The sequence below is a fragment of the Acidovorax sp. 107 genome (genome assembly GCF_003058055.1).
Taxonomy (GTDB): domain Bacteria; phylum Pseudomonadota; class Gammaproteobacteria; order Burkholderiales; family Burkholderiaceae_C; genus Acidovorax.
Genome location: NZ_QBTZ01000001.1, coordinates 4,688,963 through 4,715,662, shown reverse-complemented (window position 1 = coordinate 4,715,662; position 26,700 = coordinate 4,688,963). Strand labels below are relative to the sequence as shown.

General features: G+C 63.8%; 24 protein-coding genes. 15 read left to right on the top strand and 9 right to left on the bottom strand.

Annotated elements, in window-relative coordinates:
- Window positions 1-47: 47 nt before the first annotated feature.
- The 4 genes from thrC to C8C99_RS21950 all read right to left on the bottom strand — a co-directional run bounded on the left by thrC (window position 48) and on the right by C8C99_RS21950 (window position 5,194).
- The gene (gene thrC, locus C8C99_RS21965) at window positions 48-1,478 is read right to left on the bottom strand and encodes a threonine synthase (protein WP_108626878.1); all 1,431 of its coding nucleotides are present in this window, start codon (window positions 1,476-1,478) and stop codon (window positions 48-50) included.
- On the bottom strand, window positions 1,478-2,812 hold the full coding sequence (locus tag C8C99_RS21960; RefSeq protein ID WP_108626877.1) for a homoserine dehydrogenase: 1,335 nt from the start codon (window positions 2,810-2,812) through the stop codon (window positions 1,478-1,480). Before C8C99_RS21960 ends, thrC begins: the two co-directional genes overlap by 1 nt.
- Before the next feature lie 72 nt (window positions 2,813-2,884).
- Window positions 2,885-3,913, bottom strand: coding sequence for a DUF1176 domain-containing protein (locus tag C8C99_RS21955; RefSeq protein ID WP_108626876.1), 1,029 nt, complete (start codon window positions 3,911-3,913; stop codon window positions 2,885-2,887).
- Window positions 3,914-3,949: 36 nt separating this feature from the next.
- Entirely contained in the window at window positions 3,950-5,194 is a 1,245-nt protein-coding gene (locus C8C99_RS21950; protein ID WP_108626875.1) for a pyridoxal phosphate-dependent aminotransferase, read from the bottom strand.
- A 149-nt stretch (window positions 5,195-5,343) separates the two neighbouring features.
- On the opposite strand from C8C99_RS21950, the gene C8C99_RS21945 reads away from it, so the two are divergent.
- From C8C99_RS21945 to C8C99_RS21930, 4 genes are all read left to right on the top strand, one after another.
- Window positions 5,344-5,715: an Mth938-like domain-containing protein gene (locus C8C99_RS21945; protein ID WP_056646115.1), complete on the top strand. Its 372-nt coding sequence runs from the start codon at window positions 5,344-5,346 to the stop codon at window positions 5,713-5,715.
- A gap of 225 nt (window positions 5,716-5,940) precedes the next feature.
- On the top strand, window positions 5,941-6,426 hold the full coding sequence (locus tag C8C99_RS21940) for a peroxiredoxin (RefSeq protein ID WP_015013251.1): 486 nt from the start codon (window positions 5,941-5,943) through the stop codon (window positions 6,424-6,426).
- Window positions 6,427-6,674: 248 nt separating this feature from the next.
- Window positions 6,675-8,435, top strand: a complete 1,761-nt coding sequence (locus C8C99_RS21935; RefSeq protein WP_108626874.1) for a PhoH family protein — start codon at window positions 6,675-6,677, stop codon at window positions 8,433-8,435.
- 1 nt (window position 8,436) lies between these two features.
- Window positions 8,437-8,826 (top strand): hypothetical protein, encoded by a 390-nt coding sequence (locus C8C99_RS21930; RefSeq protein ID WP_056646121.1) that lies wholly within the window; start codon window positions 8,437-8,439, stop codon window positions 8,824-8,826.
- A gap of 121 nt (window positions 8,827-8,947) precedes the next feature.
- On the opposite strand, the gene dnaB is transcribed toward C8C99_RS21930, so the two are convergent.
- The 5 genes from dnaB to rpsF form a co-directional block, all read right to left on the bottom strand.
- The gene (gene dnaB / locus C8C99_RS21925; protein ID WP_056061481.1) at window positions 8,948-10,360 is read right to left on the bottom strand and encodes a replicative DNA helicase; all 1,413 of its coding nucleotides are present in this window, start codon (window positions 10,358-10,360) and stop codon (window positions 8,948-8,950) included.
- Window positions 10,361-10,531: 171 nt separating this feature from the next.
- Entirely contained in the window at window positions 10,532-10,984 is a 453-nt protein-coding gene (gene rplI / locus C8C99_RS21920) for a 50S ribosomal protein L9 (protein WP_056420937.1), read from the bottom strand.
- A 12-nt stretch (window positions 10,985-10,996) separates the two neighbouring features.
- Window positions 10,997-11,278 carry a 30S ribosomal protein S18 gene (gene rpsR, locus C8C99_RS21915; RefSeq protein ID WP_005795932.1) on the bottom strand — a complete coding sequence of 94 codons (282 nt, stop codon included), beginning with the start codon at window positions 11,276-11,278 and terminating at the stop codon, window positions 10,997-10,999.
- A gap of 17 nt (window positions 11,279-11,295) precedes the next feature.
- Window positions 11,296-11,586 (bottom strand): primosomal replication protein N, encoded by a 291-nt coding sequence (priB, locus tag C8C99_RS21910; protein ID WP_056646124.1) that lies wholly within the window; start codon window positions 11,584-11,586, stop codon window positions 11,296-11,298.
- A 15-nt stretch (window positions 11,587-11,601) separates the two neighbouring features.
- Complete coding sequence (gene rpsF / locus C8C99_RS21905) at window positions 11,602-11,979, bottom strand: 30S ribosomal protein S6 (RefSeq protein WP_056646128.1); 378 nt, start codon at window positions 11,977-11,979, stop codon at window positions 11,602-11,604.
- 306 nt (window positions 11,980-12,285) lie between these two features.
- Here rpsF and grpE point away from each other — a divergent pair, with 306 nt between their 5' ends.
- From grpE to C8C99_RS21850, 11 genes are all read left to right on the top strand, one after another.
- Window positions 12,286-12,837 carry a nucleotide exchange factor GrpE gene (grpE, locus tag C8C99_RS21900; protein WP_056061476.1) on the top strand — a complete coding sequence of 184 codons (552 nt, stop codon included), beginning with the start codon at window positions 12,286-12,288 and terminating at the stop codon, window positions 12,835-12,837.
- Between the two features lie 93 nt (window positions 12,838-12,930).
- The gene (dnaK, locus tag C8C99_RS21895; protein ID WP_056646131.1) at window positions 12,931-14,880 is read left to right on the top strand and encodes a molecular chaperone DnaK; all 1,950 of its coding nucleotides are present in this window, start codon (window positions 12,931-12,933) and stop codon (window positions 14,878-14,880) included.
- Window positions 14,881-14,963: 83 nt separating this feature from the next.
- Complete coding sequence (dnaJ, locus tag C8C99_RS21890) at window positions 14,964-16,109, top strand: molecular chaperone DnaJ (protein WP_108626873.1); 1,146 nt, start codon at window positions 14,964-14,966, stop codon at window positions 16,107-16,109.
- Window positions 16,110-16,263: 154 nt separating this feature from the next.
- The gene (locus tag C8C99_RS21885) at window positions 16,264-17,628 is read left to right on the top strand and encodes an MBL fold metallo-hydrolase (protein WP_108626872.1); all 1,365 of its coding nucleotides are present in this window, start codon (window positions 16,264-16,266) and stop codon (window positions 17,626-17,628) included.
- Between the two features lie 228 nt (window positions 17,629-17,856).
- A complete protein-coding gene (locus C8C99_RS21880) occupies window positions 17,857-18,834 on the top strand; it encodes a LysR family transcriptional regulator (protein ID WP_108626871.1) in 978 nt (325 codons plus the stop codon).
- Window positions 18,835-18,855: 21 nt separating this feature from the next.
- A complete protein-coding gene (gene leuC / locus C8C99_RS21875; RefSeq protein ID WP_108626870.1) occupies window positions 18,856-20,277 on the top strand; it encodes a 3-isopropylmalate dehydratase large subunit in 1,422 nt (473 codons plus the stop codon).
- 12 nt (window positions 20,278-20,289) lie between these two features.
- Window positions 20,290-20,415: an entericidin A/B family lipoprotein gene (locus C8C99_RS21870; protein ID WP_005795904.1), complete on the top strand. Its 126-nt coding sequence runs from the start codon at window positions 20,290-20,292 to the stop codon at window positions 20,413-20,415.
- 11 nt (window positions 20,416-20,426) lie between these two features.
- Window positions 20,427-21,077 (top strand): 3-isopropylmalate dehydratase small subunit, encoded by a 651-nt coding sequence (gene leuD, locus C8C99_RS21865; protein ID WP_108626869.1) that lies wholly within the window; start codon window positions 20,427-20,429, stop codon window positions 21,075-21,077.
- A 78-nt stretch (window positions 21,078-21,155) separates the two neighbouring features.
- The gene (leuB, locus tag C8C99_RS21860) at window positions 21,156-22,229 is read left to right on the top strand and encodes a 3-isopropylmalate dehydrogenase (protein ID WP_108626868.1); all 1,074 of its coding nucleotides are present in this window, start codon (window positions 21,156-21,158) and stop codon (window positions 22,227-22,229) included.
- Between the two features lie 407 nt (window positions 22,230-22,636).
- Window positions 22,637-23,767, top strand: a complete 1,131-nt coding sequence (gene asd / locus C8C99_RS21855) for an aspartate-semialdehyde dehydrogenase (RefSeq protein ID WP_108626867.1) — start codon at window positions 22,637-22,639, stop codon at window positions 23,765-23,767.
- A gap of 288 nt (window positions 23,768-24,055) precedes the next feature.
- The gene (locus tag C8C99_RS21850; protein ID WP_199226477.1) at window positions 24,056-26,668 is read left to right on the top strand and encodes a FimV/HubP family polar landmark protein; all 2,613 of its coding nucleotides are present in this window, start codon (window positions 24,056-24,058) and stop codon (window positions 26,666-26,668) included.
- Window positions 26,669-26,700: the final 32 nt, after the last annotated feature.

Below are 26,700 nucleotides of genomic sequence, written 5' to 3'. Positions count from 1 at the left end.
ACTTCGCGTCGGCCTGGACCCTGGCAGAGCCCTCCACCCGCGCCGGTTCAGGCGCAATGGCGCTCGATGTAGGCCTTGACCAGCTCCACGTCAGCGGGCATCACCTGAACCCGCTTGGGCAGGTTTTCGATGCCCGCGAACTTGGCGGGCCGCTCGGGCGCATGGCCCAGGGCCTCGACGATGGTTTCGGCGAACTTGATGGGCAGTGCGGTCTCCAGCACGATCATGGGCACCTTGGCGTCGCTGTGGTGCTCGCGGGCCACCTTCACGCCGTCGGCGGTGTGGGTGTCGATGGTGACACCATGGCGCTCATAGGTGTCCTTGATGGTGGCCAGGCGGTCGGCATGCGTGCTCTTGCCACTTTCAAAGCCGTATTTCTTGGCGGCATCGGCAAACAGCGGGTCGGCGCTCAGGTCGAACCGGCCGTAGGTTTGCAGCGCGGCGCTGAACAAGGCCTTGGTGCGCTGGCCGTTGCGACCCAGCAGATCAAAAATGAAGCGCTCGAAGTTGCTGGCCTTGCTGATGTCCATCGACGGGCTCGATGTTTCGTGCGTGTCGGCCGCGGCGCGCACGCGGTACACGCCGGTGCGAAAGAACTCGTCGAGCACGTCGTTCTCGTTGGTGGCCACCACCAGCTTGGCAATCGGCAGGCCCATCATGCGCGCCACATGGCCTGCGCACACGTTGCCGAAGTTGCCCGAGGGCACCGTGAAGCTGACCTTCTGGCTATTGCTCTCGGTGGCCTGGATGTAGCCGGCGAAGTAGTACACCACCTGCGCCAAAAGGCGCGCCCAGTTGATCGAGTTGACCGTGCCGATCTTGTACTTGTGCTTGAAGGCATGGTCGTTGGAGACTGCCTTGACGATGTCCTGGCAGTCGTCGAACACGCCTTCGATGGCGATGTTGTGGATGTTCTCGTCCTGCAGGCTGAACATCTGCGCCTGCTGGAAGGCGCTCATGCGGCCGTGCGGGCTGGTCATGAAAACACGCACGCCCTCTTTGCCGCGCATGGCGTATTCGGCGGCGCTGCCGGTGTCGCCACTGGTAGCACCCAGAATGTTGAGCTGCTCGCCACGGCGCTTGAGTTCGTACTCAAACAAATTGCCCAACAGCTGCATCGCCATGTCCTTGAAGGCCAGCGTGGGGCCGTTGGACAGGGCTTCGAGCCACAGGCCATCTTCGAGGTGGCGCAGGGGCACGATCTCGCCCGTACCAAAGACTTCTGCGGTGTAGGTCTTGGCGCAGATGGCCTTCAGATCCGCAGCGGGGATGTCGTCGATGTACAGCGACAGGATCTGGAACGCCAGCTCCGCGTAGCCCTGCTCATGGTAGGCCTTGCGCAGGCGCGTGAGCACGGTGCCATTGACCTTGGGGTACTGCTCGGGCAGATACAGGCCGCCATCGGGCGCCAGGCCTTCGAGCAGGATGTCGCAGAAATGCTTGCGGTCGGCATGGCCGCGCGTGGAGATGTACAGCATCAGTTCAGTTCCTCCTTGCGGATGCGCGTGATGGGCGCCAGTACGGTGGGCAGGGCCTGCATCTGGGCAATGACGGCATCCATGGTGCCTTCGCGGGTGTCGTGGGTCAGGATGATGAGGTCGGTTTGCGTCGATCCTTCGCCACCCACTTCGTCGGCTTCGCGCTGCAGCACCGCGTCAATGCTCACACCCGCCTCGGCCAGCAGGCCGGTGACCTTGGCCAGCACACCGGCCTGGTCGGCCACGCGCAGGCGCAGGTAGTAGCTGGTGACCACTTCGCTCATCGGCAGCAGTGGCAGCGTGCCCATGGCGTCCGCCAGGGTGTTCGCCTGGAAGGCCAGGTGAGGCACGCGGTGCTCAGGGTCGGCCGTGTGCAGGCGGGCAATGTCCACCAGGTCGGCAATCACGGCGCTGGCCGTGGGCTCGCTGCCCGCACCCTTGCCGTAATACAGCGTGCTGCCCACGGCATCGCCCTGCACTACCACGGCGTTCATCGCGCCTTCGACGTTGGCGATCAGGCGTTTGGAGGGCACCAGGCTCGGGTGCACGCGCAGCTCGATGCCCTTGTCCGCGCGCTTGGTGATGCCCAAGAGCTTGATGCGGTAGCCCAGTTGCTCGGCGTACTTGATGTCGGCCGCGCCGAGCTTGGTGATGCCCTCGACGTAGGCCTTGTCGAACTGCACCGGAATGCCGAAGGCAATGGCGCTCATCAGCGTGACCTTGTGCGCAGCGTCCACGCCTTCGATGTCGAAGGTGGGGTCGGCCTCGGCATAACCCAGGCGCTGGGCTTCCTTGAGCACCACGTCGAAGTCCAGGCCCTTGTCACGCATCTCACTCAAGATGAAGTTGGTGGTGCCGTTGATGATGCCGGCGATCCACTGGATGCGGTTGGCGGTGAGGCCTTCGCGCAGCGCCTTGATGATGGGGATGCCACCGGCCACAGCCGCTTCGAAAGCCACCATCACGCCCTTGGCCGACGCGGCCGCGAAGATCTCGGTGCCGTGCACAGCCAGCAGCGCTTTGTTGGCGGTGACCACATGCTTGCCTGCGGCAATCGCCTCCAGCACCAGCGCGCGCGCAATGCCGTAGCCACCGATGAGCTCGATGACGATGTCGATGTCGGGGTTGGCAATGACGGCGCGGGCGTCGTTGACGACCTGGACGCCGTCACCCACCACGGCCTTGGCGCGCTCCACGTCCAGGTCGGCCACCATGGTGATCTCGATGCCACGGCCAGCGCGGCGGCTGATCTCGTCCTGGTTGCGCTGCAGCACGTTGAACACGCCGCTACCGACGGTGCCGATGCCCAGAAGGCCTACTTGGATGGGTTTCATAGCAATAGAAAGAGAAACAAAAACAATGAATCAGAGAGGACGAAGGAGGCGCGGTGTTTTGTCAGGACTCCATCAGCGCGTGACGTAGGTCGGCAACTGCCAGGCGCCGCCCGCAAAGCCCCGGCACATGCCGTCGCCCGCCTCGCTGCTGAGCACAAAGCCCCGACCGTCGAATTGCCACTCACGCACCCACCAGCAGTCGCCTATGCCGCGGCCCTTCATGGCGGAGTGCACAGAGCCCGATGCAGGATCAAAATCGCCATCCACATCCTGCAAGGCCTCCGGCTTGTAAGGGGGACGGTCATTGGCTACCCACAGCAGACTGCTGAAGTTGTAGGCCCCCATGCCGCACGGCACGGACAGCAACACCTTGCGCTCGGTCAGGCGATAGACCTGCACATTGGCGGGGTTGAACGCATCGTCGCCGTTGCACTGCCCTTCCGTGCTCGCACGGTCCAACGCTGCCAGTAGCGGCTTGGCCAGCGCCGAATCCCCCTTGCGCGCAGGCAACGGGGTCACGGACTTGATCACGGGAGCGGGCAAGGGCGCCAGCACGGAAGCCTCTGGCTTGGTGCCCTTGCGCACCAGAGCGCCCGGCGTACCCACCCGGCCCTGGGCCTCGTCCATCTTGAGCAGAACAGCGGTGGCACCCGCCAGTGACAGCACCCAGCGGTCCTTGCCAGCAGCCACCGTGGCCTCTTCGTTCTTGAGCATCTCTTGCAGCAGGCGGGGCACTTGCGCTGCAGGCACGCTGGGTGTGTCGCCCTTGAGCCCCGGCAACGAGAGCGCGCCCACCTTGAGGTGCAGCGACGCCGGGGAGGCTTTCTCGGTGGACACCTGCAGGTCTACCAGCACCGGCGTATCAGGCCCGGCCTCGCGGGTCAGGCGCATGGAGACCGGCTCTGATTCGCCACCCTCCGACTGGTAGCCCGCGGCCCGGCAAGTGCGGGTGTTGTCGCATTGCAAGGCCCAGTCCTTGTGCTGGAAGCTCACGGGCTCCTTGCCCTTGTCGGCGGCCTGCGCAGAGCCGTGAAACCCCGCCACCGCAAGCACACAGGCAACAGCAAGCCGAGCCAGGTCAAAAGCGGGGAGGCAACGCATGGAACTGATCGCCTTGTCTATGAGCAATGCGCCGGATCAGGCCGCGAGAGCCGCTGCGGACTGCTTGCGCTTGCGGTACTGCTCCAGGAAGCGTGCAACGCGGCCAATGGCATCGCGCAGATCGTCTTCATGGGGAAGGAACACGATGCGGAAATGGTCAGGTGCGGGCCAGTTGAAGCCTGTGCCCTGCACCAGCATGACCTTGGTTTCCTGCAGCAGTTCGAGGAAGAACTGCTGGTCGTCCTCAATGGGGTACACCGCCGGGTCGAGGCGCGGGAACATGTACAGCGCGGCCTGCGGCTTCACGCAGGTGACGCCCGGAATGGCAGTGATCAGCTCGTACGCCAGATCACGCTGCTTGCGCAGGCGGCCCCCTTCGCACACCAGCTCGTTGATGCTCTGGTAGCCGCCCAGCGCCGTCTGCACGGCCCACTGGCCCGGCACGTTGGCACACAGCCGCATGTTGGAGAGCATGTTCAGGCCCTCGATGTAGTCACGGGCGGGCTTCTTGTCGCCCGACACCACCAGCCAGCCCGCGCGGTAGCCGCAGGAGCGGTAGCTTTTGGACAGCGAGTTGAAGGTGAGTGTGAGCACGTCCTCGCTCAGCGAACCAATGGCCGTGTGCTTGGCGCCGTCGTACAGCACCTTGTCGTACACCTCGTCCGCGAAGATCACGAGGCCATGTTCGCGGGCAATGGCGACGATGCCCTTGAGCAGCGCATCCGAGTACAGCGCGCCCGTAGGGTTGTTCGGGTTGATGACCACGATGCCTTTGGTGCGCGGCGTGATCTTGGCGCGAATGTCATCCAGGTCAGGCATCCAGCCATTGGCCTCGTCGCACAGGTAGTGCACGGGCGTGCCGCCTGAGAGGCTGGCCGCAGCGGTCCACAGCGGGTAATCCGGCGACGGCAGCAGCAGCTCGTCGCCCGTGTCCAGCAGCGCATTGGTGGCCATCACGATCAGCTCGCTGGCGCCGTTGCCCAGATAGATGTCGTCCAGCGCCACGCCCTTGATGCCTTGCTTCTGGGTCTCGTGCATCACCGCCTTGCGGGCGGCGAAGATGCCCTTGCTGTCCGAGTAGCCCGCCGAGTTGGGCAGGTTGCGGATCATGTCCTGCTGGATCTCCTCGGGAGCGTCAAAGCCGAACACCGCCAGATTGCCGATGTTGAGCTTGATGATCTTGTGCCCGTCTTCCTCCATCTGCTTGGCCGCGTCCATGATCGGGCCCCGGATGTCGTAGCAAACATTGGCAAGCTTGGCAGATTTTTGGACGGTTTTCATGCGCTGACAGTAGTGCGGTGGGGTCAGGAGGCAGCCGGAGACGGCGCCCTCAGGCGAAACCTATAATTTGACCACAGAACCGCAGCCCTCCCTCGGCGCCCAGCGCCGCTGCCACCCGCCGCGGCGCCTGCGGCCCACCACCTCCCGCCATGAAATTCCAGCCCGATCGTTCCAACGCACAGACCATCAGCGGCTACGGCCCCGGCTGGATCGGCATCGACGCCGACAAAATCAACCACAGCGTCATCATCGGCTCTGGGGGGCTGCGCCAGCCCTGGCCCTGCACCCGCTTCGAGGACCTGACCCCGGAGCACTTCGCCCAATTGGCCGGACTGGAGACGGAGCTGGTCATTTTTGGCAGCGGTCTGCGCAACCGTTTTCCACCGCCCGCGTGGCTCGCGCCCCTGATCGCGCGCCGACTCGGGCTGGAGACCATGGACACCCAGGCAGCCTGCCGGACCTACAACATCCTGGCCAGCGAAGGGCGCAACGTGGTCGCCGCGCTGATCCTGGAAGTCTGAGCACCAGCCCATCGCCTGCCGCGGGGGCCGGGCGTACCAGCACTGCAACCTATGCACGGCCTTGCCAAAGTGCCCGCCAACCCGTGCAAGACACACTGTCTTACATTTGGCCGGGAACCGATTTCAGGGTAAAATCACGGGTTGCGGTCGGGGGCACCACCAAGAGCAATAACACACCCACTCCCCCGGCTTACCAACGACTACATCCTGAGAGATTGAAGTGATATGGCGATCGTTGTCAACAAACCCCTCCCTGAATTTGAAGCCAACGCAACCGGTGGTATCAAGGTTTCCAACACCTCCCACCTTGGCCAAATTCTGGTTCTCTACTTCTATCCCAAGGACAACACACCGGGCTGCACCACGGAGGCCATGCAGTTTCGCGACAAGTACAAGGATTTCGTGAAGGCTGGCGCCGCCGTGTTCGGCGTGTCGCGCGATAACATGAAGTCGCACGACGACTTCAAGGAAAAGCTGGAACTGCCTTTCGAGCTGATCGCTGATACCGAAGAGAAGATGTGCCACATGTTCGGTGTGGTCAAGAACAAGATCATGTACGGCAAGAAGGTCAAGGGCATTGAACGCAGCACCTTCCTGATCGGCCCCGATGGCCTGCTGGTACAAGAATGGCGTGGCCTCAAGGTGCCGGGCCATGTGGACGAGGTCCTCAAGACCGTCAAGTCCCTGAAGGCCCTGAAAAAGGCTGCCTGAGCTGATGATCTAGCTGACGATCTGGTTGCATAAGGGTCGTCCGGGCCGTCGCGCCGCCACAGGGGCTTGGAGCATCCACGCTACACCCTCTTGGTTTTGCCCTGGCATGACACACGGAGTGGGCATAATGGATCAATGCCCCTGGTTATTGCACCGCCAACCCTTCCCCCAAAAGCCGCCTTGGCCTCCAGGCGGCTTTTTGCTTTTTGACCGCCCGTTTTCCATCTACCGACCGAGGCCCTGCCACCATGCCCCTGCCCCCCGCCCCCAGCCGGCGCGCTGCACTCCTCGCGCCAGAAGCCTTTGAAGTCACAGCCCGCCCCCGCATAGCCACTGCCTCGGCCAACGAGGCCATTGCCACCCCTCAGCGCACCGCTGCAGCCCCGGCCCGCGCAGGACGCAAGGCGGACAGTGCAGCATCTTCGCCGGCTGCACCAGACACGGCTTCGCTGGTCCAGGTCGAGACCCGCGCACGCGCTCCCGAACCCGCGGCAACCCCCGCCGTGGCCCGCAGCACCGGTACACGCAAGGCCCGCAGCACCGGCACCACCGCTGCTGCCGCCGGCGCCGCACCCGCTACAACGACGACCCCCCGTACACGCAAATCGGCACCCCAAGGCCCGACCAAGCTCTTTGTGCTGGACACCAACGTGCTGCTGCACGACCCGACCAGCCTGTTCCGCTTTGAAGAGCACGACATCTTCCTGCCGATGATCGTGCTGGAAGAGCTCGACGGTCACAAGAAGGGCATGACCGAAGTCGCCCGCAATGGCCGCCAGACCAGCCGCACGCTCGACGCGCTGGCCGGCGTGCAAGGTGCCGATATCGCCCATGGCCTGAAGCTCGACTCCACCGGCCAGCGCGCCGCGGGCGGCCACTTGTTTTTCCAGACGGTACCGCTGGACTACAGCCTGCCCACCAGTCTGCCCCCCGGCAAGGCCGACAACCAGATCCTGGGGGTGGTCGAGGCGCTGCGCAAGCTGCACGCCCCGCGCGAGGTCGTGCTCGTGTCCAAGGACATCAACATGCGTGTCAAGGCACGCGCGCTGGGCCTGAACGCCGAGGACTATCAGAACGACAAGACACTGGAGGACGGCGACCTGCTGTACGCCGGTGTGCTCGCCCTGCCCCCCGACTTCTGGGCCAAGAGCGGCAAGAATGTGGAAAGCTGGCAGAGCGGCGCACACACCTACTACCGCATCGGCGGGCCCATCGTGCCGCAGCTGATGATCAACCAGTTCGTGTACTTCGAGGCCCCTGGCGAGCCCAGCTTGTTTGCACGGGTGAGCGAGATCCGCGAGAAGACGGCGGTCCTGCAGACGCTCAAGGACTACGGCTCTGCCAAGAACGCGGTGTGGGGCGTGACCACGCGCAACCGCGAGCAGAACTACGCCATGAACCTGCTCATGGACCCCGAGATTGACTTCGTGACGCTGACCGGCACCGCTGGCACCGGCAAGACCCTGCTGGCCCTGGCCGCAGGCCTCACCCAGGTATTGGACGACCGCCGCTACACCGAGATCATCATGACCCGCGCCACCGTGAGCGTGGGCGAAGACATCGGCTTCCTGCCCGGCACCGAAGAAGAAAAGATGGGCCCCTGGATGGGCGCGCTGGACGACAACCTGGAGTTCCTGGCCAAGGGCGACGGCGGCAACGCCGGCGAGTGGGGCCGTGCGGCCACCAACGAGCTAATCCGCAGCCGCATCAAGATCAAGAGCATGAACTTCATGCGCGGGCGCACCTTCCTGAACAAGTACGTGATCATCGACGAGGCCCAGAACCTGACGCCCAAGCAGATGAAGACGCTGATCACCCGCGCCGGCCCTGGCACCAAGATCATTTGCATGGGCAACCTGGCGCAGATCGACACGCCCTACCTGACTGAGGGCTCGTCGGGTCTGACCTACGCGGTCGACCGCTTCAAGGGCTGGCCACACAGCGGCCACATCACGCTGGCGCGCGGCGAACGCTCGCGCCTGGCGGATTTCGCGAGCGAGGTGCTCTGAGTTGGCGGCGGGCTGGGTTGCAGCACTGAAGCTGGTGCCCTGGGGCGACGTCATCGAGGCGACGCCCCAGATCCTGCAGGCAGCCAGGAAGCTGCTGGGCACCACCCAAAAAGGAAATGCCGACGCTGCCGCGGGTGCACTGGAAGGCGGCACGGGTGGCGAACCCGCCATGCCGGTCGCCTTGCAGCTCCAGCATCTGCGCGACCGGGTGGCGCAGTTGGAGCAGGAGCAGCAAGAGTCTGCCGTGTTGATCCAGTCGCTGGCCGAACAGAATGCCCAGGTGGTGCGGGCTGTGGAAGTGCTACGCCAACGCCAGCAACGGCTCACGGTAGCCGCAGGCGTCCTTGCCGTGGCATGCACGGGGTTGCTGGTGTGGGTGTTGCGGCAATAGAGCCAACACGCACGCTGCGCGACCGGGGCCACAAAAGCAGGGTTGCATAGCGCCCGCCTTCGTTTGCTATGCATTCAATAGCTGCTCGCGTATATAAATCATGCGCTAGCAGCTATTTTTATTAGAAATCGTCGCCCGAACCCATCGCCAGGTTCTCGAAGCGCGTCTGGTTCTTCTGGAAGAACAGCTTCACGGTACCGGTGGGGCCGTTACGCTGCTTGCCGATGATGACCTCGGCCACGTTGGGCTCCTTGGAGTCCTTGTTGTAGTAGTCGTCGCGGTAGATGAACATGATGATGTCCGCGTCCTGCTCGATGGCGCCCGACTCGCGCAGGTCGGACATCATGGGGCGCTTGTCGGTGCGCTGCTCCACCGAGCGGTTGAGCTGAGACAGCGCGATCACCGGGCACTGCAGCTCCTTGGCCAGCATCTTGAGGCCCCGGGAGATTTCGCCCAGCTCCGTGGCCCGGTTGTCCGAGCCCGACGAACCTGAGCCGCTCATGAGCTGCAAATAGTCCACCACGATCAGGCCCAGCTTGCCGCACTGGCGCGCCAGTCGCCGGGCGTTGGCGCGCAGCTCGCTGGGCGTGAGGCCCGGGGTTTCGTCGATGTGCAGCGACACCGTGCGCAGCTTCTCGATGGCCTCGGTCAGGCGCGGCCATTCGTCGTCGGTGAGCTTGCCGGTGCGCAGGTTGCCCTGGTTCACGCGGCCAATGGAGCCCACGATACGCACAGCCAACTGGGCAGCGCCCATTTCCATCGAGAAGATGGCAACCGGCAGACCCTCGTTGAGCGCCACATGCTCGGCGATGTTGACCGCAAACGAAGTCTTGCCCATCGAGGGACGCGCTGCCAGCACCACCATGTCACCCGCTTGCAGGCCCGAGGTCATGCGGTCAAGGTCGGCGAAACCGGTGGGCACGCCCGTGACATCCACCGGGTTATCCGCCATTTCCTGCACCCGGTCGAGCAGGTCGATGACCAGCGTGTCAAGCGACTGAAAACCCTGCTTGGTGCGCGAACCTTCTTCGCCAATGGCAAAGATCTTCGCCTCGGCCTCGTCCAGGATGCGTTCGACCGTCTTGCCTTGGGGGTTGAATGCATTGGTCGAGATCTCGTCACTGGCGGTGACCAGCTTGCGCAGGATGGCGCGCTCGCGAACGATCTCGGCGTAGCGCCGGATGTTGCTGGCGCTCGGGACATACTGCGCCAGGTTGTTCAGATAGGCCAGCCCGCCCATCTCCTGGGCCTTGCCCTGGTTCTGCAGGTGCTCGAACACCGTGATCACGTCGGCCGGCTTGCTGGCGTTGATGAGAGCGCCGATGGCCGTGTAGATCATCTGGTGTTCATGGCGGTAGAAATGACTCTCTACCAGCAGGTCGCCCACGCGGTCCCAGGCGTTGTTGTCCAGCAGCAAGCCACCCAGCACACTGGACTCTGCCTCGATGGAGTGCGGCGGCACACGCAACTGGGCAATTTCACGGTCCGGCACGGGTGTGAAGCCATCGTCAAGGGGGGGGAACACGGCAGACATGGAATCCTTGGAGCTAACCCGGCATGCTATCGCCCACACGGCGCGTCGTCATGGCACAAGTCTGTGGATAAGGCGGGGGTAACCCGTGGGCAACCGTGTACAAATCACAGTCACACAAAGACAAAAGCCGCCCGAAGGCGGCTTTTTTGAAAAGTCCTGAGGGACGATCAATCAGGCAGTTTCGCCGTAGACCGACACGGTCACGTCCACCACCACGTCGGTGTGCAGAGCAACGCTCACGGTGCTTTCGCTCACGACCTTGATCGGGCCGTTGGGCAGGCGGATTTGCGACTTGGCGACCTTGTAGCCTTGCTTGTTCAGCTCTTCAGCGATGTCGTGGTTGGTCACGGAACCAAACAGACGACCGTCCACACCAGCCTTTTGCGTCAGCTTGACGGTGGTACCGGCCAGCTTTTCGCCTTGGGCTTGGGCTTCTGCCAGTTTGGCGGCAGCAGCCTTTTCGAGTTCAGCGCGCTTGGCTTCGAACTCTGCCTTGGCAGCTTCGGTGGCGCGACGGGCGCGGCCAGCGGGGATCAGGAAGTTGCGGGCGTAGCCGTCTTTGACCTTGACGATTTCACCGAGGTTGCCGAGGTTCACAACCTTGTCGAGCAGGATGATTTGCATGGGTTGTGCTCCTTAGATCTTGTGCTGGTCGCTGTAAGGCACCAGGGCCAGGAAGCGTGCGCGCTTGATGGCGGTGTTCAGCTGACGCTGGAAGATGGCGCGCGTGCCGGTCAGGCGTGCGGGGATGATCTTGCCGTTTTCGGCGATGAAATCGCGCAGCGTATCAACATCCTTGTAGTCGATTTCTTCAACACCGGTCACCGTGAAGCGGCAGAAGCGCTTGCGCTTGAACAGCAGGGACTGGGTGTTGCGCTTTGGGCGCTTGTCTTTGTTGAACTTCTTGAACGTGGCCATTGCGGACCCCTTGAAAATTAATTTTGTTGAATATCCTGGATGTGCAGCACTGCGGTCTTGCCATTGCGCGGATTGGCCAGAAATCCATGAAAAGTCCAGAGACTTCCGATGTTCTGCCTTGCCAGTCGCTCGGCCATCGCTCCAAACGCAATGGCTTTCATGGCAGCCTTGACTTCGCGGGGGTGGCCTGCCTCTGTTTGCCGGGACTCGTGTTCGAGGCGCAGCGTGAGAGCAGGCAATCCGGCGGGCGTGTAGCGCAGGGGTTCAGCCTCTGCGATACAGGCGGTCAGGGCAACGCGGTTCTCCACTCCAAAGAGAGAAGATCAGCGCTCGCCGGCCGCTGCGTATTCAGCTTGGCTGGCCTTGCGGGCTTCTTCGCGCTCGACCGTCTTCATCATGGAAGATGGGCCGGTTTCAGCCTTCTTCTTTTGCACGGTCAGGTGGCGCAGCACAGCGTCGTTGAACTTGAAGGCGTGCTCCAGTTCAGCCATCACAGCCTGGTCGGCTTCGATGTTCACGCACAGGTAGTGGGCCTTGGCCAGCTTGTTGATCAGGTACGCCAGTTGACGACGGCCCCAGTCTTCCACGCGGTGCACCTTGCCACCGCCAGTGGTGATCATGCCCTTGTAGCGCTCCAGCATGGCTGGAACTTGTTCGCTTTGATCCGGATGGATCAACAAAATGATTTCGTAATGACGCATGCAGACTCCTTTTGGGTGAGACCACCCACCGCGTCTAGAAGTGGTGTGGCAAGGGAAAGCCTGCGATTATAGCCCGGCCGCTTGCGCTTGTACACTCAAGGCTCCCGCAACCGCATCGGCCGCGCCAAATTACCCAGCCACCAGAGGCCCGGCCCTTGCAAAAACGACGGCCGGGCCGACATGCGTTACAACAAGGCGCGCGAGTCGGGGCCATCACAATGGCATATCCCTGGCGCGGACCTTGATATTGCCCGGCAAGCCCCCAACTGCCGCGCGTACCTTTTTTTCACCCCTTCAAATCCTGACATGTCAGACCACAGCCAAACCAACCCCGCCCCAAGCGCCCCCGCCCCCGAAGAAGTCGAAGCCGCCATGGCTGCCCACGCCTCCGATGAGCTGGCACGCCTGCAGGGCGAGCTGGCCGAGCTGAAGGCCAAAAGTGCCGATTTGGCTGACCAGTTCCTGCGTGCTAAGGCCGAGGCTGAGAACGCCCGCCGTCGGGCTGAAGAGGAAGTGTCCAAGGCCCGCAAGTTCGGCATCGAGAGCTTTGCCGAGAGCCTGCTGCCCGTGGCCGACAGCCTGGATGCCGCCCTGGCCATCAAGGAAGCCACGCCCCAGCAGCTGCGCGAAGGCGCCGACGCCACCTTGCGTCAGCTGACGTCTGCGCTGGAGCGCAACAAGGTAGTGGCCATCAACCCCGCCGCAGGTGCCAAGTTCGACCCCCATCAGCACCAGGCCATCAGCGTGGTACCCGCCGAGCAAGAAGCCAACACGGTGGTGGCAGTGCTGCAAAAGGGCTACGTGATCGCCGAGCGCGTGCTGCGCCCAGCTCTGGTCACCGTGACGGCGCCCAAGTAAGCCTCAAAAAAATCGACCTGGAAGACTTGAACCAAACCAAGTTATCCACAAGTTACTAGCCATCCAAACCATTCAAGCATTCGGAGAAAAATCATGGGAAGAATCATCGGCATTGACTTGGGCACGACCAACAGCTGCGTTTCCATCATGGAGGGCAACACGACCCGCGTGATCGAAAACAGCGAAGGTGCTCGCACCACGCCCTCCATCGTGGCTTACCAGGAAGACGGCGAGATCCTCGTCGGCGCATCGGCCAAGCGCCAGGCCGTGACCAACCCCAAGAACACGCTGTACGCCGTCAAGCGCCTGATCGGCCGCAAGTTCACCGAAAAAGAAGTGCAAAAGGACATCGACCTGATGCCCTACAAGATCGTGGCTGCCGACAACGGCGATGCCTGGATCGAAGTGCGCGGCAACAAGCTGTCGGCCCAGCAGGTTTCTGCCGACATCCTGCGCAAGATGAAGAAGACGGCCGAGGACTACCTGGGCGAGCCCGTGACCGAGGCCGTGATCACCGTGCCCGCGTACTTCAACGACGCCCAGCGTCAGGCCACCAAAGACGCTGGCCGCATCGCAGGCCTGGACGTCAAGCGCATCATCAACGAACCCACCGCTGCGGCCTTGGCCTTTGGCTTGGACAAGCAGGAAAAGGGCGACCGCAAGATCGCCGTGTATGACCTGGGCGGCGGCACGTTCGACGTGTCCATCATCGAAATCGCCGACGTGGATGGCGAAAAGCAGTTCGAAGTGCTGTCGACCAACGGCGACACCTTCCTGGGCGGCGAAGACTTTGACCAGCGCATCATCGACTTCATCATCGGCGAGTTCAAGAAGGAACAGGGCGTGGACCTGTCCAAGGACGTGCTGGCTCTGCAACGCCTGAAGGAAGCCGCCGAAAAGGCCAAGATCGAGCTGTCGAACTCGGCCGCCACCGACATCAACCTGCCCTATATCACGGCCGATGCGTCGGGCCCCAAGCACCTGAACATCAAGCTGACCCGCTCCAAGCTGGAACAGCTGGTGGAAGAGCTGATCGAGCGCACCATCGCGCCTTGCCGCATGGCGATCAAGGACGCTGGCGTCAGCGTCGGCGACATCCATGACGTGATCCTGGTCGGCGGCATGACCCGCATGCCCAAGGTGCAGGAGAAGGTCAAGGAATTCTTCGGCAAGGACCCCCGCAAGGACGTGAACCCCGATGAAGCCGTGGCCGTGGGCGCTGCCATCCAGGGCCAGGTGCTGTCGGGCGACCGCAAGGACGTGCTGCTGCTGGACGTGACGCCCCTGTCGCTGGGTATCGAAACCCTCGGCGGCGTGATGACCAAGATGATCACCAAGAACACGACCATCCCGACGAAGTTTGCACAGACCTTCTCGACGGCCGATGACAACCAGCCCGCAGTGACCATCAAGGTCTACCAGGGCGAGCGCGAAATGGCCACGGGCAACAAGCTGCTGGGCGAGTTCAACCTCGAAGGCATTCCGCCTGCAGCGCGCGGCGTGCCACAGATCGAAGTGTCGTTCGACATCGACGCCAACGGCATACTGCACGTGGGCGCCAAGGACAAGGGCACGGGCAAGGAAAACAAGATCACCATCAAGGCCAACTCCGGCCTGTCGGAAGAAGAAATCCAGCAGATGGTGAAGGACGCCGAGCTGAACGCCGCCGACGACAAGAAGAAGCTGGAGCTGGTGCAGGCCCGCAACCAGGGTGAAGCCGCCGTGCACAGCGTGAACAAGAGCCTGGCCGAACACGGCGACAAGCTTGACGCAGGCGAGAAGGATGCGATCACCGCCGCCGTGAAGGACTTGGAAGAAGCCCTCAAGGGTGAAGACAAGGCTGCCATCGACGAGAAGACGACGGCGCTGATGGCCGCCAGCCAGAAGCTGGGCGAGAAGATGTACGCCGAATCGCAGGCAGCGCAAGCCGCCCAGGCGGCCGGTGGTGCAGACGCCGCAGGCGCATCGGCTGGTGCAGCCAACAAGCCCGCAGATGACGACAACGTCGTTGATGCCGAGGTGAAGGAAGTCAAGAAGGGCTGAACGAGCCCCCGTTGATCCGAGCCGCCGCGCATTGCTCTGAGGGGCTGCGCGGCGTTCCTGTTCCAACCGGGTTCTGAATCACTATGTCCAAACGAGACTTTTACGAAATCCTGGGCGTTCCAAAAAACGCCTCGGACGAAGAAATCAAGAAGGCCTATCGCAAGCTGGCGATGAAGCACCACCCTGACCGCAACCAGGGTGATGCGGCCAAGCCTGCTGAAGAGAAGTTCAAGGAGGCCAAGGAGGCCTACGAGATGCTCTCCGACCCGCAAAAGCGTGCTGCATACGACCAGTACGGCCATGCCGGGGTGGACCCCAACATGCGCGGGCCCGGCGGTGCGGGTGCGGAAGGGTTTGGCGGCTTTGCCGAGGCGTTTGGCGACATCTTTGGCGACATGTTCGGCCAGCAAGGCGGACGCGGGCGTGGAGCCGGTGGCCGTCAGGTGTACCGGGGCTCTGACCTCAGCTACGCCATGGAGATCACGCTGGAAGAAGCCGCACGTGGCAAGGACGCGCAGATCCGCATCCCCTCGTGGGACACCTGCGACACCTGCCACGGCAGCGGCGCCAAGCCCGGCACCAGCGCCAAGACCTGCGGCACCTGCCAGGGTGCGGGCACGGTGCAGATGCGCCAGGGCTTCTTCAGCGTGCAGCAGACCTGCCCCCACTGCCGCGGCACGGGCAAGATCATTCCTGAGCCCTGCACGACCTGCCACGGCCAGGGCAAGCTCAAGAAGCAAAAGACGCTGGAAGTGAAGATCCCCGCCGGCATCGACGATGGCATGCGCATCCGCTCCACCGGCAACGGCGAGCCAGGCACCAATGGTGGCCCACCGGGCGACCTGTACATCGAGATCCGCCTGAAGAAGCACGACATCTTCGAGCGCGATGGCGACGACCTGCACTGCCAGGTGCCTGTGAGCTTCATCACGGCCGCTTTGGGTGGCGAGATCGAGGTGCCCACGCTGGCGGGCAAGGCCGCGATCGATATCCCCGAGGGCACGCAGGCCGGCAAGCAGTTCCGCCTGCGCGGCAAGGGCATCAAGGGTGTGCGCGCCAGCTACCCCGGCGACCTGTACTGCCACATTGCGGTCGAAACGCCCGTCAAGCTCACCGAGCACCAGCGCAAGCTGCTGCGCGAGCTGGAGGACTCCCTCAAGAAAGGCGGAGCACGCCATTCGCCCAGCGGCGAGAGCTGGACGGACCGGTTGAAGAACTTCTTCAGTTGACCGCACCCCGGTCTCCCACCGAAAACCGCCTGGGGCCTTTGGCCCCAGGCGGTTTTTTTCTTGATGCAGGGCAAGAAACTCCCTGGCAACGTCCACCAGCGCGATCGGCAAAGTAGGATGGGTTCTATCGATGATCACCCGGGAGTTTGGACCTATGAACGTCAACATCACTTTCCTGGGAGGCTCCGGCACCGTCACCGGCTCCAAATACCTGGTGCGCTACAACGGCAAAAGCCTGCTGGTCGATTGCGGCCTGTTCCAGGGCTACAAGCAGCTGCGGCTGCGCAACTGGCAGCCCCAGCCCGTCACGCCGCACCAGATCGACGCCGTGGTGCTGACCCATGCCCATCTGGACCACAGCGGCTACCTGCCACTGCTGGCACGCGATGGCTACACCCATGCCATCCACTGCACGCCCGGTACGCGCGACCTGTGCACCATCCTGCTGCCTGACAGCGGGCATCTGCAAGAAGAAGACGCGGCCTTCCTCAACCGCCACCAGCTCAGCAGCCACAGCCCCGCCCTGCCCCTCTATACCCGGCTGGATGCGCTGCACTGCCTCAAGCAGTTCCAGATCCATCCCTTTCACAAAGCCTTCGAGCCTTTGCCCGGCTGGCGCGTGACGTTTTCGCCGGCTGGCCACATCCTGGGTGCGGCCAGCGTGCTGCTGGAGGTAGGCGGCAAGCGCATCCTGTTCTCGGGGGACCTGGGCCGGCCCGATGACCTGCTCATGAACCCGCCCGACGCGCCCCCCCAGGCCGACACGGTGCTCATTGAGTCCACCTACGGCGACCGCGAGCACCCGCCCGAGGGCCTGCTCGAAGAGCTGGGCCCCGCGCTGCAGCGCCTGGCAGCGCGCGGCGGTATTGCCGTGGTGCCGGTGTTCGCCGTGGGCCGAGCGCAGGTGGTGCTGCATGCGATTGGCTTGCTGAAAGCGCAGGGCGTGGTGCCCGCATCGCTCAAGGTCTTCCTGGACAGCCCCATGGCTGTCAGCACGACCGGGCTGTTCCAGCACCACATGCAAGAGCACCGCCTGAGCGGCCGCGAGGTGCAGGCGCTGGAGCATGGTGCCACCATGGTCCAGACGCCCGAGCAATCCAAGGGCCTGGCCCGGCTGCATGGTCCCATGGTCATCCTGTCGGCCAGTGGCATGGCCACCGGGGGCCGTGTGCTGCACCACCTGGCGCTGCACGCGGGCGACCACCGCAACATGATCATCCTGACGGGCCACCAGGCGCCGGGCACCCGTGGCGCGCGCCTGGCAGAGGGCGAAAAGACCATCCGCATCCACGGCCAGGACGTGGCCGTTCGCGCCGAGGTGGTCAAACTGTCTTCCGCGTCGGCCCATGCCGACGGCAACCAGCTCATTGCCTGGCTGCGCAGCATGGGCCACGCGCCCGACCAGGTGTATGTGGTGCACGGCGAAATGGGCGCCGCCGACATGCTGCGCCAGCGCATTGAGCACGAACTGCGCTGGCGGGCCGCCGTGCCGGAACATGACAGCACATTGCCCGCATAAGGTGCACCCCCACCGCAATGCATCAAAAAGATGAGCTGCCAGCGCACGCATCCATTGGGTTTCTGGACAAAAACACCTGAAATGCATTTCAACGGAGCGTGAGCAGCTCACTTTTTGAGGTTTCATCGCCCTTGCACGATGAATGCCATCGCATTCAGCGATGACAAGGGCAAAATAATAGGTGGAAAATAACCAGTCTTCTCAAAGCAAGAAGACTCCGCCCCCACCATGAAAAGCTCCGAGCGCAGTTTTGCGCGCCGTATCGACCTCACCTCGCTGCAACTGTTTGTGGCGGTGTGCGAGCTCGGCAGCATTGGTCGCGCGGCCGAGCGCGAGTTCATTGCGGCATCGGCCGTCAGCAAGCGCCTGTCGGACCTGGAAACGGCCGTGGACACCGCGCTGCTCTACCGCCACAGCCGGGGCGTGACCCTCACGCCCGCTGGCGAGAGCCTGCTGCACCATGCGCGCACCGTACTGTTCGGCCTGGAGCGCATGCAAGGCGAACTGAGCGAATACGCCGACGGCGTGCGCGGCCATGTGCGCATGCACGCCAACATCTCCGCCATCTTCCAGTTTCTGCCAGAAGACCTGGGCGCCTTTGCGCGCGAGCACAGCCAGATCAAGATCGACCTGCAGGAGCACCTCTCCAGCGACGTGCTGCACGCCGTGCAAGAAGGCGCCGCCGACCTGGGCATCTGCAATATCGGCATGGCGAACAGCGGGGGCGTCATTGCACTGCAAAGCCGCCCCTACCGTGCCGACAATTTGGTGCTGGTTGTGCCCCGGGCGCACGATTTATCTGCGCTGAATGCTATCAATTTTGAAGAAATCCTGGATTGGGACATCGTAGGCCTGCACGCCAATAGCAGCATCAGCCTGGCCATGCGCGCAGCCGCCGCTGCCGCCGGGCGCCCGCTGCGCCAGCGCATCCAGGTCACCGGGCTGGACGCCATGTGCCGCATGATCGACAACGGCTTGGGCGTGGGCCTGCTGCCCGACCGGGCGTTTGCGCTGATGCGCGGCGTGGGCAATCTGCAGGCCATCCCGTTGACCGATGCCTGGGCCCACCGCGAGCTGCGGGTGGTGGCCCGCGACTTTGATGCCTTGCCTGTCACGGCGCGCTTGCTGGTGGAACACCTCTCACCCCGGGCAGAACCCGCCCCGACGCACCCAGCCCCCGACACTAAAATCCAATCACCCACCTGAAAGCAGAAAGAAAGCCACGCCATGGGACGCACCCTGTACGACAAGATCTGGGACGAGCATGTCGTCCACACCGAAGAGGACGGCACCTCCATCCTCTACATCGACCGCCACCTGGTGCACGAGGTCACCAGCCCCCAGGCGTTTGAAGGCCTGCGCGAAGCCGGTCGCAAGGTGTGGCGCATGAGCTCCATCGTGGCCACCGCCGACCACAACACGCCCACCACGGGCTGGGAAAACGGCTACGACGGCATCACTGACCCGATCAGCAAGGAACAGATCACCACGCTGAACGACAACATCGCACAGATCACACCGGCGGCGTTCTTCCCCTTCATGCACAAGCGCCAGGGCATCGTGCACGTGATCGGCCCTGAAAACGGCGCCACCCTGCCCGGCATGACCGTGGTCTGCGGCGACAGCCACACCAGCACGCACGGCGCGTTCGGAGCACTGGCCCACGGCATCGGCACCTCCGAGGTCGAGCACGTGATGGCCACGCAAACCCTGCTGGCCAAGAAGGCCAAGAACATGCTGGTGCAGGTGGACGGCACGCTGGCCAAGGGCGTGACGCCCAAGGACGTGGTACTGGCCATCATCGGCAAGATCGGCACGGCGGGTGGCACGGGCTACACCATTGAATTCGCCGGCTCCGTATTCCGCGCGATGAGCATGGAAGGCCGCATGACCGTGTGCAACATGGCCATCGAAGGCGGCGCACGCGCCGGTCTGGTGGCGGTGGACGACAAGACCATCGAATACGTCAAGGGCCGCCCCCTGTCGCCCACGGGCGTGGAATGGGACCAGGCCGTGGCCTACTGGAAGACGCTGCACTCTGACGCCGATGCCAAGTTCGACACCGTCGTCAAGCTCGACGCTGCAGAGATCGTGCCGCAGGTCACCTGGGGCACCTCGCCCGAGATGGTGCTGGGCGTGGATGCCCGCGTGCCCGACCCCGACAAGGAAAAGGACGCCAACAAGCGTGGCGCCATCGAGCGCGCCTTGACCTACATGGGCCTGCAACCCGGCAAGCCGATCAACGACATCACCATCGACAAGGTGTTCATCGGCAGTTGCACCAACAGCCGCATCGAAGACATGCGCGAAGCCGCTGCCGTGGTGAAGAACCTGGGCCGCAAGGTGGCCAGCAACGTCAAGCTGGCGATGGTGGTGCCCGGTTCGGGCCTGGTCAAGGAACAGGCCGAGCGCGAAGGCCTGGACAAGATCTTCGTGGCCGCAGGCTTCGAGTGGCGCGAGCCCGGCTGCAGCATGTGTCTGGCCATGAACGCCGACCGCCTGGAGCCCGGCGAGCGTTGCGCATCCACCAGCAACCGCAACTTTGAAGGCCGCCAGGGCGCCGGTGGCCGCACCCACCTGGTGAGCCCCGCCATGGCAGCCGCCGCGGCCGTGCATGGCCACTTTGTGGATATTCGTCAATTTGCCTGAAGGAGCCTTGTCATGAAAAAGACCGCCACCCTCATCGCCCTGTCGCTGGCCTTTGTGCTGGCTGGCTGCAACACCGTCAAGGGTGTGGGCCAGGACATTGGCAAAGCCGGCAGCGCCATCGAGCGCGCTGCCAAGTAACCCGTACCGCCATGCAAAAATTCACCTTGATCAAGGGCCTTGTGGCCCCCATGGACCGCGAGAACGTAGACACCGACGCGATCATCCCCAAGCAGTTCCTCAAGTCGATCAAGAAGACCGGCTTTGGCGTGAACCTGTTTGACGAATGGCGCTACCTGGACCACGGCGAGCCCGGCCAGGACCCCGCCAGCCGCAAGCCCAACCCCGACTTCGTGCTGAACCAGCCGCGCTATGCGGGCGCCTCCGTCCTGCTGGCGCGCAAGAACTTCGGCTGCGGCTCCAGCCGCGAACACGCGCCCTGGGCGCTGGACCAGTACGGATTTCGCGCCGTGATTGCCCCCAGCTTTGCCGACATCTTCTTCAACAACTGCTTCAAGAACGGCCTGCTGCCCATCGTGCTGCCCGAGGCCACCGTGGCCCAGCTGTTCGACGAAGTGGCGGCCTTCCCCGGCTACCAGCTCACCATCGACCTGGAGCGCCAGGTGATTGTTCGCCCCCAAGGCGAAGAGATTCCGTTCGACGTGCAGGCTTTCCGCAAGTACTGCCTGCTCAACGGTTTTGACGACATCGGTCTGACCCTGCGCCAATCCGACAAGATCAAGGCCTTTGAAGCCCAACGCCTGGCTACCAAGCCCTGGCTGGCACACACCATGGTGTCGTGATCCACTAAATTTCAGCCAAATTGGCTGCTAGCGCTTCATCCATCTGCGCTAGCAGCTATCAAAAACAAAGCAACATTCATGAAAATCGCAGTTCTGCCGGGTGACGGCATTGGCACAGAAATCGTCTCTGAAGCCGTGAAGGTGCTCGAAGCGCTGGAGCTTCCCTTCGAGATGGAATCCGCCCTCGTGGGTGGCGTGGCGTACGACGCCCACGGCCACCCGCTGCCCGAGTCCACCCTCAAGCTCGCCAAGGAGGCCGACGCCATCCTGTTCGGCGCTGTGGGCGACTGGAAGTACGACAAGCTCGACCGCCCCCTGCGCCCCGAGCAGGCCATCCTGGGCCTGCGCAAAAACCTGGGCCTGTTCGCCAACTTCCGCCCCGCCATCTGCTACGAGCAGCTGGTGGGCGCCTCCAGCCTCAAGCCTGAACTGATCGCGGGCCTGGACATCCTCATCATCCGCGAGCTGACCGGCGACATCTATTTCGGCCAGCCCCGTGGCCGCCGCGTGGCCACCGACGGCCACTTCCCCGGTGCCGAGGAAGCCTTCGACACCATGCGCTACAGCCGCCCCGAGATCGAGCGTATCGCCCACGTCGCCTTCCAGGCCGCCCGCAAGCGGAGCAAGAAGGTCACCAGCGTCGACAAGGCCAACGTGCTCGAAACCTTCCAGTTCTGGAAGGACGTGATGACCGAAGTGGGCCAGCAGTACCCCGACGTGGAACTGCAGCACATGTATGTGGACAACGCCGCCATGCAACTGGTCAAGGCTCCCAAGGCGTTTGACGTGGTCGTGACGGGCAACATGTTTGGCGACATCCTGTCGGACGAAGCCTCCATGCTCACCGGGTCCATCGGCATGCTGCCCTCAGCCAGCCTGAACAGCAGCAACCAGGGTCTGTACGAACCCAGCCACGGTAGCGCGCCCGACATCGCTGGTAAGGGCGTGGCCAACCCGCTGGCCACCATCCTGTCCGCCGCGATGATGCTGCGCTTCAGTCTGAACCAGGAGGAAGCCGCCCAGCGCATCGAAGCCGCGGTGCAAAAGGTGCTGGCCCAGGGCCTGCGTACGCCCGACATCTACAGCGAAGGCACGACCAAGGTCGGCACGCAGCAAATGGGCGACGCGGTGGTGCGCGCGCTCAGAGGCTGACCGGCCCCAGACTCCCGCGCCTTCCTGCCCCCAGCGGCGGCGCGTTGCGTGACCGAGAAGGCGGCCCTCTGTGGTCGCCTTTCTTATTGCGGGGTACCGATTCACACACCCGTCTGGCTGGCCGGCACATCAAACCCGGGCTGCGCTGGGTGCCCAAGCAACGCTGCAAGCCCCGTGCAAGACTCTATCCATTACAATCGCGATGATGTTTGCCGCCCGCCCGTTCACCCTGAACACCGCTACTGCCGCCCTGGCAGGCGTGGCTGTGCGCGCAATCACCACCAAAACCACGACCATTATTAAGGGCTGATCCAGCTCCGGTACCGTCGTGCGCCCTCTCCCGGCCAGACGAGCCGGGGCAAACAGTCTGGTCTGGCACTGTTTCTTAATCTGAAAGGGGCGTTGAAATGAGCAAGTTGGTAGGTTTGGTCGGCTGGCGCGGCATGGTCGGCTCGGTGTTGATGGACCGCATGGTCGAGGAAAAAGACTTCGACCTGATCGAGCCATTGTTCTTCTCCACGTCCAACGCGGGCGGCAAGGCCCCCGCACAGGCCAAGAACGAAACCACCCTGCAAGACGCCTTCAACATCGACGCCCTGAAGCGCTGCGACATCATCATCACCGCACAAGGCGGCGACTACACCACCGAAGTCTTCCCCAAGCTGCGCGCTGCGGGCTGGAACGGCCACTGGATCGACGCCGCCTCCACCCTGCGCATGGAAAAGAACGCGGTCATCATCCTGGACCCCGTGAACATGCCCGTCATCAAGGACGCGCTGGCCAACGGCGGTAAGAACTGGGTGGGCGGCAACTGCACCGTGAGCTGCATGCTGATGGGCGTGGGCGCACTCTACAAGGCCGGCCTGGTCGAGTGGATGAGCACCCAGACCTACCAGGCGGCCTCGGGCGGCGGCGCCCAACACATGCGCGAGCTGCTCACGCAGTACGGCACGCTGAACGCCGAAGTGAAGGCGTTGCTCGACGACCCCAAGAGCGCCATCCTGGAAATCGACCGCAAGGTCATCGCCAAGCAGCGCGCACTGACCGGCGCAGAAACCGCCAACTTTGGTGTGCCCCTGGGCGGTAGCCTGATCCCCTGGATCGACAAGGACCTGGGCAACGGCATGTCCAAGGAAGAATGGAAGGGCATGGCCGAGACCAACAAGATCCTCGGACTGGGCGAGGGCTTCGGCTCTGCGGCCATTCCCGTGGACGGCTTCTGCGTGCGCGTGGGCGCCATGCGCTGCCACAGCCAGGCCCTGACCTTCAAGCTCAAGAAAGACGTGCCTGTGGCCGACCTGGAAGCCATGATCGCTGCGGACAATGAGTGGGTGAAGGTGGTACCTAACACCCGCGAAGCCACCATCAAGGACCTGACCCCTGTGGCCGTCACCGGCACCATGACCATCCCTGTGGGCCGCATCCGCAAACTGGCCATGGGCCCCGAGTATGTGGGCGCCTTCACCATTGGTGACCAGTTGCTGTGGGGTGCTGCAGAGCCCCTGCGCCGCATGCTGCGCATCCTGCTCGACGCCTGATCACCCCGCCTCAAAAAGCGCGCGCAACTCCGTTGCGCGCGCTTTTTTACGTCTGAAGCGACAGACACACTCGGTTACGTGACGTTGGCAATTGGCAACATCCTCACGCCCCAATTTGGGGCGCCGGGACCCCTCTCAAAGCTTCGGAGCCACCTCAGCTTGTCAGTGCAAAACATTGATGCTATGGTGCTTTTTACATATTTTCACGCGCCGGGGCGGGACCAGACCATGAGAACAAAAGCACCGCTCGTCCGAGCCGCAAAAAATCCTAATCAGTTGTTGGCAAACATGCATCGTTGGAAATTTTCTGTCCTGGCGGCGGCTGCCGTGGCTTGCGCTGGCTTCTACACCAGCGACGCGTCTGCGCTGGCATTGGGCCGCATCACCGTGCAGTCTGCCCTGGGCGAGCCCCTGCGCGCTGAAATCGACCTGCCACAGATCACTCCCGCCGAAGCCGACTCGCTGCGTGCCACGATGGCAACGCCTGAGGTCTTCCGTGCCCAGGGCATGGAATACACACAGACCATGAACAACCTGCAGATCCAGCTGCAGCGCCGTGCCGACGGCACCGCCGTGTTGCGCCTGTCGAGCGACCGGCCTGTGAACGAGCCCTTCCTGGATCTGGTACTGGACGCCAACTGGGGCTCCGGCCGTATCGTTCGCAGTTACACCATGCTGTTTGACCCTCCAAGCATGCGCCGTGCCGCGCCTGCCGTCACAGCTGCCCCCCAGATTTCGGCCCCCACCGCGCCCCAGGTACCTGCAGCGCGCTCCGCAGCAGCGACCCGCGCTACCGAGCCAGCGGCCGCACCAGCCACGCCCCGCGCTGCAGCAGCACCACGCCCGGCACCGGCAGATGGCGTTGCAGTGCAAGCGGGTGATACCGCAGGCCGGATTGCGAACGCATACAAACCTGCAGGCGTCTCGCTCGACCAGATGCTGGTGGCGATGATGCGCACTAACCCGGACGCCTTCATCCAGGGCAACGTCAACCGCCTGAAGGCGGGTGCTGTGCTGCAGATGCCCGATCAGGCCACGGCCCAGTCCACGACGGCCCCGGAGGCGCGTCAGATTCTGACTGCGCAGGCCCGCGACTTCAACGACTTCCGCCGCAAGCTTGCCGGTGCAGCCCCTTCGACCGAGGTGGCTGCGGCCCAGCGATCCGCCTCCGGCACCGTCCAGACACGCGTCGAAGACAAAAAGCCCGCGACGGCGGCACCCGACAAACTCACCCTGTCCAAGGGCTCGGTCAAGGGCCAAAAGGCGGCTGAAGAACAAGTCGCCAAGGACAAACAGGCCAATGAATCCGCCACCCGGATGGCGGAGTTGTCCAAGAACATCACCGATCTGAACAAGCTGAGCGCGGCATCTGCAGCCGCCGGCAGCAGCCCTGCGCCAGCCGCAGCCGGTGCGGCCAGCACTCCTGCAGGGGTGGCCGTGCAGGCCCCAGCCGTTCCCGCAACGCCGACCGCACCACCGGCTCCCGAAACCCCGGCATCTGCCCCCACAGCGGCGGCCAGCACCCCGGCAGATACCGCAGTGGCAGCGGAAGCGGCGGCCTCGGCGCCCGCCGCAGAGGCATCTGCACCAGCACCGGCCCCCAAGCCAGCACCGGCTCCCAAATCTGCTCCCGCTCCCGTGGAAGAGCCAGGCTTCCTGTCCACCCTCATGGACGACCCGCTGCTGCCCATCGGTGGCGGCATTCTGGTAGCTGGTCTGCTCGGTTTTGGCGCATACCGCCTGGTGCAGCGCCGTCGCCAGAACGGCGGGGTGGACAGTTCCTTCCTCGAAAGCCGCATTCAGCCCGACTCCTTCTTTGGTGCCAGCGGCGGCCAGCGCGTGGATACCGCCAACAGCGACATGACCACCGGTTCGTCCATGGCCTATTCGCCCAGCCAGCTGGACGCGGGCGGCGACGTAGACCCTGTGGCTGAAGCAGACGTCTATCTGGCCTATGGCCGCGACCTCCAGGCCGAAGAAATCCTGAAAGAAGCCGTACGCCACAATCCCGGCCGCGTCTCCGTACACGTCAAGCTGGGTGAAATTTACGCCAAGCGCCAAGACCGCAAAGCCCTGGAGGCCGTTGCGGGTGAAGTGTTCAAGCTGACCCAGGGCGAAGGGCCTGACTGGAACCGCATTGCCGAACTCGGGCGCGATCTGGAGCCAGAAAACCGTCTGTACCAACCCGGCGGCCGCCCTGGCATGGGCGAGGACGAATCCCCCTCCGTGCCACCGGGCGGATTCCCCAGCACCTTCTCCGGCGCAGGAGCCCCTGCAGCCGCCCTGCCGCCAGACCTGGATCTGGACTTGGATCTGGACCTTCCCGATGACGCGCTGACGGACGCTCCCCCCGCACCAGCCGGTGGCTTTGCCGCTGCAGCGGCCGCCGCCGCAGCCAACAGCCACAGCGAGGCCAACGAGCCCCAGACGCTGCACCCCGAATTCGACCTGCCCAGCCTTCCCGACGAGCCCACAGCCGCCTGGAGCAGCCAGGACATCGCTCCCAGCCCTGCGATGGCACCGCCGCCGGTTGCCAACCTGGACTTCCCCAGCAGCGACGACCTGACCATGGCGCCCTCGGGCCCCATGCCGCTGAGCGGCGAGCCCCAGGATTCCGGCCCGATGGAGTTTGATCTGGGCGACCTGTCGCTGGACCTGAACGCTCCCTCCAAGCCCATGGCGGCGCCTGCCGCCAAAGCCCCGGCCCCTGCACCAGAATTCACCGACGATGGCTCGGCAGCAGCGCAGGACGACCCACTGGCCACCAAGCTTGCGCTGGCCGAAGAGTTCAACGCCATTGGCGATACCGATGGAGCCCGCACGCTGATTGAAGAGGTTGTGGCGGAGTCCAGCGGAGCCCTCAAGACCCGCGCCCAGCGCATGCTGGCCGAACTGGGCTGATGCCGCCCAGTTCTGGCGCTGATCCAGCCCCC